General features: G+C 70.3%; 6 protein-coding genes. 1 reads left to right on the forward strand and 5 read right to left on the reverse strand.

The features are described from left to right. Positions 1 to 181: 181 nt before the first annotated feature. Positions 182 to 1,390, reverse strand: coding sequence for an acyl-CoA dehydrogenase family protein (locus HFP89_RS05530; protein ID WP_168716642.1), 1,209 nt, complete (start codon positions 1,388 to 1,390; stop codon positions 182 to 184). Between the two features lie 68 nt (positions 1,391 to 1,458). Here HFP89_RS05530 and HFP89_RS05535 point away from each other — a divergent pair, with 68 nt between their 5' ends. Further along, on the forward strand, positions 1,459 to 1,899 hold the full coding sequence (locus HFP89_RS05535) for a copper chaperone PCu(A)C (protein ID WP_240956085.1): 441 nt from the start codon (positions 1,459 to 1,461) through the stop codon (positions 1,897 to 1,899). On the opposite strand, the gene pdeM is transcribed toward HFP89_RS05535, so the two are convergent. The 4 genes from pdeM to HFP89_RS05555 are packed head-to-tail and all read right to left on the reverse strand — an operon-like array spanning position 1,868 to position 7,581. Further along, positions 1,868 to 2,539 carry a ligase-associated DNA damage response endonuclease PdeM gene (gene pdeM, locus HFP89_RS05540; RefSeq protein WP_168716643.1) on the reverse strand — a complete coding sequence of 224 codons (672 nt, stop codon included), beginning with the start codon at positions 2,537 to 2,539 and terminating at the stop codon, positions 1,868 to 1,870. The two genes, HFP89_RS05535 and pdeM, sit on opposite strands and share 32 nt — an antisense overlap. Then, complete coding sequence (locus tag HFP89_RS05545) at positions 2,536 to 4,959, reverse strand: ligase-associated DNA damage response DEXH box helicase (RefSeq protein ID WP_168716644.1); 2,424 nt, start codon at positions 4,957 to 4,959, stop codon at positions 2,536 to 2,538. The genes pdeM and HFP89_RS05545 overlap by 4 nt, the downstream gene beginning before the upstream one ends. Beyond that, entirely contained in the window at positions 4,937 to 6,535 is a 1,599-nt protein-coding gene (locus HFP89_RS05550; protein WP_168716645.1) for an ATP-dependent DNA ligase, read from the reverse strand. Before HFP89_RS05550 ends, HFP89_RS05545 begins: the two co-directional genes overlap by 23 nt. Then, positions 6,532 to 7,581 carry a ligase-associated DNA damage response exonuclease gene (locus tag HFP89_RS05555; protein WP_346775195.1) on the reverse strand — a complete coding sequence of 350 codons (1,050 nt, stop codon included), beginning with the start codon at positions 7,579 to 7,581 and terminating at the stop codon, positions 6,532 to 6,534. The genes HFP89_RS05550 and HFP89_RS05555 overlap by 4 nt, the downstream gene beginning before the upstream one ends. Positions 7,582 to 7,974: the final 393 nt, after the last annotated feature.

Consider the following 7,974-nt stretch of genomic DNA (forward strand, 5'->3'; position numbering starts at 1 on the left):
GATGCGGCTGCGCGACAGCATTCGTTCTCGCTTCTTCTGTTTTTCTCTGCGCCTGTGCGTCTCTGCGTGAAACCGCTTTTCCGTTCTTGTCGTTCCATCTGCCATCCATTGGGCTCTTCGCCGCTTCGCGCCGTTGCGCCCATCCCCTGAAGGAATCGGCCGCAACGCCGAACGAAGCCTCCTATCCCAGATACTTCTCGAATTCGGCGCGAGCGACGATCATGCGATGGACTTCGTCGGGGCCGTCGGCCAGGCGCAGGGCGCGGGCGCCGGCCCAGGCGGCGGCCAGTGGGAAATCCTCGCTCAGGCCCCCGCCGCCGTGCAGCTGCATGGCCATGTCGATGACGTTCTGGGCCATGTTCGGCACCGCGACCTTGATCTGCGAGACCTCGCTCATCGCGCCCCGGATGCCGTGGGTGTCCAGCGCCCAGGCGGCCTTCATCACCAGCAACCGCGACTGTTCGATGGCAATCCGGGCATCGGCGATGCGTTCGGCGTTGCCGCCGAGTTTCGCCAGTGGCCTGCCGAAGGCCGTGCGGCTCAGTGCGCGCTTGCAGGCCAGCTCCAACGCCCGCTCGGCCAGGCCGATCAGGCGCATGCAGTGGTGGATTCGGCCCGGCCCCAGCCGGCCCTGGGCAATCTCGAAGCCGCGGCCGGGGCCGGCGATGATGTTCGAGGCCGGCAGCCGCACGTCGGTGAAGCTGACCTCGCCGTGGCCGTAGGGCGCGTCGTCGAAGCCCATGGCGTGCAGCATGCGCTCGATCTTCACGCCCGGCGCGTCGACCGGGCACAGCACCATGGAATGGCGACGGTGACGGTCGGCGTCGGGGTCGGTCAGCGCCATGAAGATGACGACCGCACAGTCCGGGTGGCCGATCCCGGTCGACCACCACTTGCGGCCGTTGAGTACGACCTCGTCGCCGTCGACGACGGCGGTGGCTTCCATGTTTGTGGCGTCCGACGAGGCCACGCCCGGCTCGGTCATGCAGAACGCCGAGCGGATCTCGCCGGCCAGCAGCGGCACCAGCCACTCGGCCTTCTGGGCCTCGGAACCGTAGTGGTACAGCACCTCCATGTTGCCGGTGTCGGGCGCGTTGCAGTTGAAGATCTCCGGGGCGATCAGCGAGCGGCCCATCCGTTCGGCCAGCGGCGCGTAGTCGAGGTTCGACAAGCCTGCGCCGAGCTCGGCGTCGGGCAGGAACAGGTTCCACAGGCCCTCGGCCCGGGCCGCGGTCTTCAGCGCACGAACGGCCTCGGGCTCCTGCCAGCGCTGGTCTTCCGGCCGGTCCGCCGACAGCAGTTCGGACTCCAGCGGCAGGATGCGCTGCTCGACGAAGGCTTCGACCCGTTCGGTCAGTTCCTTCGATGCATCGGACGGGGTCAGATCCATGGGTGCCTTCTCCTTGACGCGACGGCAAACGGATAGAATATGAGGGACTTCTGAACAACGAGATCGCAATGCTCCGCCCTGCCCTGACGAGTTTCGCTCTGACGATCCTGCTCGTGTCGATGGTAATCGATGCCGCGGCTGCCGATGGCCTGCGCGCCGAGGACCCGTGGATTCCGGCCGCCCCGCCGACGGCGCGGATGATGGCCGGCTACATGGCGGTGGTCAACGACGGCGATACGGCCGTCGAAATCGTCGATGCACGCGCCGCCGGCTTCGGCCGGGTCGAGATCCACCGCTCGTATCGCGAGGACGGCATGATGCGGATGCGCCGGATCGAGGTGCTCGAGGTACCGGCCGGCGGCTCGGTGACGCTGGAACGCGGCGGCCTGCACATCATGCTGATGGCCCCGGAACAGGTTCCGGCCGAGGGCGAGACGGTCACGATCGAGCTGCTCGACGCCGCCGGCGAGGTCCGACTCAGCGCCGAGGCCGCCGTCGAGCGCCGCTGAGGTCGACGACCCGCTCGCCGGCGATGCCGTAGAACGACCAGCCGGCGCGCTCCAGCCCTTCCCCGCCGCCGGTGAAACGGCCGAAGGCCGGCAGGATCAGGTGATCGTCGCGGCGCGCGAACGCGCTCAGCCGGACCCGGTCGCCGCGCGATCCGAATCGCACCACCGGGTGCATGTGCCCGGAGAACCCGGCCGGCGGATCCGCGGGATCGACTTCGTGCATCAGGGCCAGCCCGTCGATCTCGATACCCTCGCCCCACTCGGTCATGCGCCAGCGCTCGAGCCATGGACGCAGGCCCCGGTCGTGGTTGCCGGCCACCAGGATCAGCTCCAGCGCCGCGTGCCGTTCGCGCCAGCGCGCCACGACGTGTGGCCAGGCGTCGTCGCCGGCCGGTGCGGCGTGCACCCAGTCGCCGAGCACGACCAGCCGCTCGGCACCGGTGCCGGCCAGCACGGCATCCAGCGCGGCCAGCTCGGCGTGCAGTACATCGGCCGGAATCGGCACGCCCGAACGACGGAACACCTGATCCTTGCCGAGGTGAACGTCGGCGACGAATGCGGTGCGCTGCTCGGGCCACCAGACCGAGCGATCGCCGCGCAGGTCCAGCGCATGGCCGGCCAGCTCGATGCGCAGGCTCATGCCGCGTCGCGCTCCAGGCGTCCGAGCATCCGCTCGACGCGCGCCTGCCAGTCCTCGCTGGTCAGGTGAGCGCGCAACCGATCGGCCCACAGCGGGAACGCCAGTGGAGTCAGTCGCTCCGGAGCGCGCAGTTCGAAGCGCTGGCTGCGGCTGCGTTCGAGCACCGCGCGAATCCGGCGGACCTCGAGCTGGGCCTCCAGCACCTCGCGGCGGGCCTGGTCGAGCAGCAGGTTGCCGGCATCGTGCTCGCTGAGCACGTCGAAGACCAGGCCGCTGGAGGCCTGGATCTGGCGCACCGCCTTGCCCCGGCCGGGATAGCCCTGCTGGACCAGGCCGGCAATCCGGGCGATGTCGCGGAAGCGGTGCTTCGCCATGTTGGCCGCGTCCAGGCTCTCGACGATGTCGCGTTCCAGGCCCACGGGATCGAACAGGCGTTGCCAGTGCTCGGCCGTCAGGTCGACCGGCTCGGCGCTGAGCAGCTCGAGGCCATAGTCGTTGACGGTGATCGAAAACGTCACCGGACGCTCGCGCGCGATCCGCCAGGCCAGCAGCGCGGCCAGCCCCTCGTGGGCCAGCCGGCCGGCGAACGGGAAGACGAACCAGTGCGCGCCTTCGCGGCTGACCACCTGCTCCAGGACCAGCCGGTCGCGGGCCGGCAGCGCCGAAACCCGTTGCTGCAGCGCCATCAGCGGCGCCGCCGCGCGCGCTTCTGCGGCGTTGGGCAGGCAGCCGGCGGCGAAATCTTCGAACAGCTTCAGCAGCCCGTCGGCCAGCAGCGTCGACAGCGGCAGCCGCCCGCCCTGCCAGGCCGGGACCTGGGCCTTGCTGGTCTTCGCCGCGCGCACCCAGGCGGTCATGTCGCGGATCCGGATCAGCTCCAGCACCCGGCCGGCGAACACGAAGCGCTCACCGGGTCGCAGGCGGGCCAGGAAGCGCTCCTCGACGTGGCCGAGCACGGCGCCTTTCTGGAATTTCACGGCCAGCGCACCGTCTGCGGTGATGGTGCCGATGTTCAGCCGGTGCAGCATGGCAATTCGTCGATCGGGCACGCGCAGCAGGCCGTCGACCGGTTCCACCCGCCGGAACGCCGGGTAGGCCTCGAGCGCCGGGCCGCCGCGGATGACGAAGTCCAGCACCCACTGCCACTGCGCCGGCTCGAGTCCGGCGAAGGCGTGGGTGGTACGGACCTCGTCGAACAGCGCATCGGGCGCGACGCCGCCCCCGAGCGCGGCGGTGACGACGTGCTGGGCCAGCACGTCCAGCGCCAGCGTCAGCGGGCGCCTGGGCTCGACCCGGCCGGTGCTCAGCTGCTCGCGGACGGCCGCCAGCTCGGCGATCTCCAGCGCGTGGGTCGGTACGCACACGATCCGCGCCGTGCCGCCGGGCCGATGTCCGGAGCGCCCGGCGCGCTGGATCAGCCGCGCGATGCCTTTCGGCGATCCCACCTGAAGCACCTGGTCGACCGGCGAGAAGTCCACGCCCAGGTCCAGACTGGCCGTCGCGACCACGCACTTCAGCGTCCCGTCGGCCAGGCCCTGTTCGGCCTGCTGTCTCAGATCGCGCGAGATCGAGCCATGATGCAGCGCGACCCGGTCGGGCCAGTCGCAGACCGCCTGGATCGCGTTGAACCAGATCTCGGCCTGCGAGCGGGTGTTGGTGAACAACAGCGAGGTCTCGGCCGAGTCGATCCGTTCGACCACCGCCTTCAACTGGCGAATGCCGACCCGGCCGGCCCAGGGAAAGCGGTCGACGGCATCGGGCAGCAGCGAGACCAGCTCCACCGGCCGGTCGAGCTCGCCGGCAATGATCACCGGCTCGGCGTACGCGCCGACCAGTGCACCGGCCGCCTCGTCGAGGTTGCCGAGCGTGGCCGACAGCCCCCAGGTCCTCAGCCCGGGATTCCAGCCGCGCAGCCGGGCCAGCGCCAGCTGCAGCAGCACGCCGCGCTTGGTGTCCAGCAGGTCGTGCCACTCGTCGACGAACACCGCGCGCAGGTTCTTCAGCCGCTGCGGGGCGTCGGCGTAGCTCAGCATCACCGACAGGCTCTCCGGCGTCGTCACCAGCGCCGGCGGCGGCTGGTTCATCAGCTTCCTCTTCCGGTGCGCGGAGGTATCGCCGGTGCGAAGCGCGACGGCATCCTGCAGCCCGGCGTGCGCCAGCGGCCGATCCAGCGCGCGGGCCGTGTCGGCGGCCAGCGCGCGCAGCGGGGTGATCCACAGGTACTGCAGGCCCTTGCCCGGGCGTTCGATCGACTCGCGGACCGCTCCGCCCCAGGCCGCCAGGGTCTTGCCGCTGCCGGTCGGCGCGTGGACCAGGCCGCTGGCACCGTCCGCATACGCCGCCCAGGCAGCGCGCTGGAACGGTTGGGGCTCGGCCCCGCGGCCGGCCAGGAAGGCCTCAAGCGGGCAGCAGTCGTTCAAGGTCTTCGAGCCGGTCGGCGCCGGCGATGTCCAGGTCGCGGCGCCAGCGATGGATGCGCGGGAAGCGCAGCGCCAGGCCGGATTTGTGCCGGCTCGAGCGGGCGATGCCTTCGAAGGCCAGCTCGAACACCTGCACCGGCTCGACCGAGCGCACCGGCCCGAAGCGCTCCTTCGTGTGCTGGCGGATCCAGCGGTCGAGTTCGTCGATCTCCTTCTGGTTCAGGCCCGAGTAGGCCTTCGCCACCGGCACCAGCCCATCGGGGCCGTGAACGGCGAAGGTGTAGTCCGTGAACAGGTTCGAGCGCCGGCCATGACCGGGCTGGGCGTACAGCAGCACGCCGTCGAAGGTGTAGGGCTCGATCTTCCATTTCCACCAGTCACCGCGCGTTCGCCCCACTCGGTACGGCGACTCCGCGCGCTTGAGCATCAGGCCCTCGACGCCGCGCTCGCGGCTCGACGCCCGCAGCTCGGGCAGCGCGTTCCAGTCATCGAACACGACGTCGTCGGGCGAGCGAATCCCGGAGCCCAGCGGCTCGATGAGCTCGCGCATCAGCGCACGCCGCTCGCTCAGCGGCCGCGCGCGCAGGTCCTCGCCGCCGTGCTCCAGCAGGTCGAAGACCAGCAGCGTGCACGGAGCCCTGGCCAGGGTCTTCGGGCCCGGCTTCTTCCGGCCGATCCGGGTCTGCAGCACCGAAAACGGCAGCGGCCGGTCGGCCCGGTCGTCCCAGGCCATGATCTCGCCGTCGAGCACCGTCCCGTTGGGCAGCGCCTCGGCGGCGGATTCGATTTCCGGGAAGCGACCGTTGAGCAATTCCTCGCCGCGCGACCACAGGAAGTGCTCACCGGCCCGGCGGATCAGCTGGGCCCGGATGCCGTCCCACTTCCACTCCGCGCGCCAGTCGCCGGGCTCGCCGAGCGCCGACGGCGGGTCATCCAGCGGCGAGGCCAGGAAGAACGGATACGGCGTGGCCGGCGCCGGCCCATCGGCGCCCTCGCCGGCGACCAGCGCGCAGAAGTTCTCCGCGGTCGGTTGCCACTGCCCCATCAGGCGGTGCGCAACGAGCCCCGGCTCGACACCGGCCAGTTCGGCCAGCGCGCGGGTGACCAGGCGCTTCGACACGCCGACCCGCAGCGCGCCGGTGATCAACTTGTTGAACAGGAAGCGCGCGGTCTCCGGCAGCGCGGCCCACTGCGCGGTCACCGCCTCGCGCCGTGCATCGTCGTCGAGCCCGCCGAGCGGCCGGACGACCCGTTCGACGAGGGCGTGCAGCGGCGGCAGCTCGACGTCGCGGGACTCCGGCTCGGGCGTCAGCAGCGTCATGGTCTCGGCCAGGTCACCGACATGCTCGTAGCTCTCCTCGACCAGCCACAGCGGCAGGCCGGCATGCTCGGCCGTCCACTCGCGCAGTTCCCGCGTGGTCACCAGCCGCTTGAGTCGCTGCCCGGTCAGGAAATACACCGCCCAGGCGGCGTCGCGCGGCTCGGCATCCCGGAAATAGGCCGTCAGCGCCGCGACCTTTGCGTTGGTCCCGGTGGTTCCGTCCAGCGCGCGAAACATCGCCACGAAGCGCTTCATCGCGAACCCTCGGCCAGCGACGCCCGCAGGTTCCATGCCTCGGCCTCGACGTTCCGATCGGTCAGGTAGCCGGCCAGCGGCTCGCCGTTGCCGTGGATCGTGATCACCCGCCGGGCCCGCTGGTCGGCCACCGTTTCGATCAGCGCCGGCCAGTCGGCATGATCCGACATCACGAAACCGCGATCGTAGCCGCGCCGCCGCCGGTTGCCGCGGATCCGCATCCAGCCCGACACGAACCCCGCCGAATGCTTCGGAAACCGCCGCATCCACGGCGACCCGGCCGCCGAGGGCGGCGCCAGCACCAGTTCGCCGGCGAACTTCTCGGAGTGCTCCGCCTCGCTGACCGGCAGGGTCTCCGGCAGCGCCACGCCCTGATCCCGATAGATGTCGGTCAGCGGTCGCATCGCGCCGTGCAGCCAGGCCCGCATCGCCGGCCGGCGCGCGCCCAGCTCGGCCAGCACCCGCTGCGCCTTGCCCAGCGCGTAGCAGAACAGCACCGCCGGCCGATTCGCAGCGCGGCACTCGTCCCACCAGTGCTCGACCTGGTCGATGACCTCGGACGGCGCCGGCCAGCGATAGACCGGCAGCCCGAAGGTGCACTCGGTGACCCAGACGTCGCAGTCGGCCGGTTCGAAGGCCTGGCAGGTCGGATCCGGCGCGCGCTTGAAGTCGCCGGACACGCCCCAGGTGCCGTGCTCGGACTCGATCCGCACCCACGACGAACCGAGGATGTGGCCGGCCGGAAACAGCGTGATTCGCGTATCGACGAGCTCGAACGGCTCGCCCCAGGCGTGGCCGTGGTGATCCGGCCGATCGACGGTCGCGGACTCGTCACCCTCGCCATCCGCGCCGGCACCGATCCGCGCGGCGAGGATCGCGCGGTTGGCTTCGGCCGTGTGGTACTCCTCCGAACCGCCGCGCGCGTGATCGGCGTGGGCGTGCGTGATGATCGCGCGCGGCACCGGGCGCAGGGGGTCGATCCAGAAATCGCCGGCCGCGCAGTAGAGGCCGCCGGCGGAGGGTACGAGGAGGTTTTCGTTTTTCACATTGGTCAGTTTGACGGGTGGGCGTCAAATCCTGGTTTGTTTTCTTATTGAAAACCGCAGGTGCTCCTGGCGTACCGCCAGATTCGAATTCAACTTCAGAGTCAACGTCAAAGGCGTTTCGCCCGCTCGCTCCGCGAGCTTTCGGCGAGGTACTTTTGTAGTCCCAAAAGTACCCGAAAGGGCTTCCTGATTACGCACGTTTCTCAGCCGATCGTACAGCCCGCCGGAGGCTTGCGGGATCAAGTCCGGGACAGGCTCTGCGCTTCTCTTCGCCCGCAAGCGGCCTCCAACAGGCCTTCGATCTTGCGCTCCGCCGAGATCGACTGTTGGAGGGAGCTTGCTCGCGAACCGGCTCGGCCACCCTTCGCCCGCAAGCGGCCTCCAACAGGCCTT

Origin of the sequence: Wenzhouxiangella sp. XN79A (assembly GCF_012272825.1) — a bacterium.
GTDB lineage: Bacteria > Pseudomonadota > Gammaproteobacteria > Xanthomonadales > Wenzhouxiangellaceae.

Bases quoted from the DNA above. Each gene is read 5' to 3' on its own strand.
- pdeM (WP_168716643.1), bottom strand. From the start codon at position 2,539: ATGAGCCTGCGCATCGAGCTGGCCGGCCATGCGCTGGACCTGCGCGGC.
- HFP89_RS05530 (WP_168716642.1), bottom strand. From the start codon at position 1,390: ATGGATCTGACCCCGTCCGATGCATCGAAGGAACTGACCGAACGGGTC.
- HFP89_RS05535 (WP_240956085.1), top strand. From the start codon at position 1,459: ATGCTCCGCCCTGCCCTGACGAGTTTCGCTCTGACGATCCTGCTCGTG.
- HFP89_RS05550 (WP_168716645.1), bottom strand. From the start codon at position 6,535: ATGAAGCGCTTCGTGGCGATGTTTCGCGCGCTGGACGGAACCACCGGG.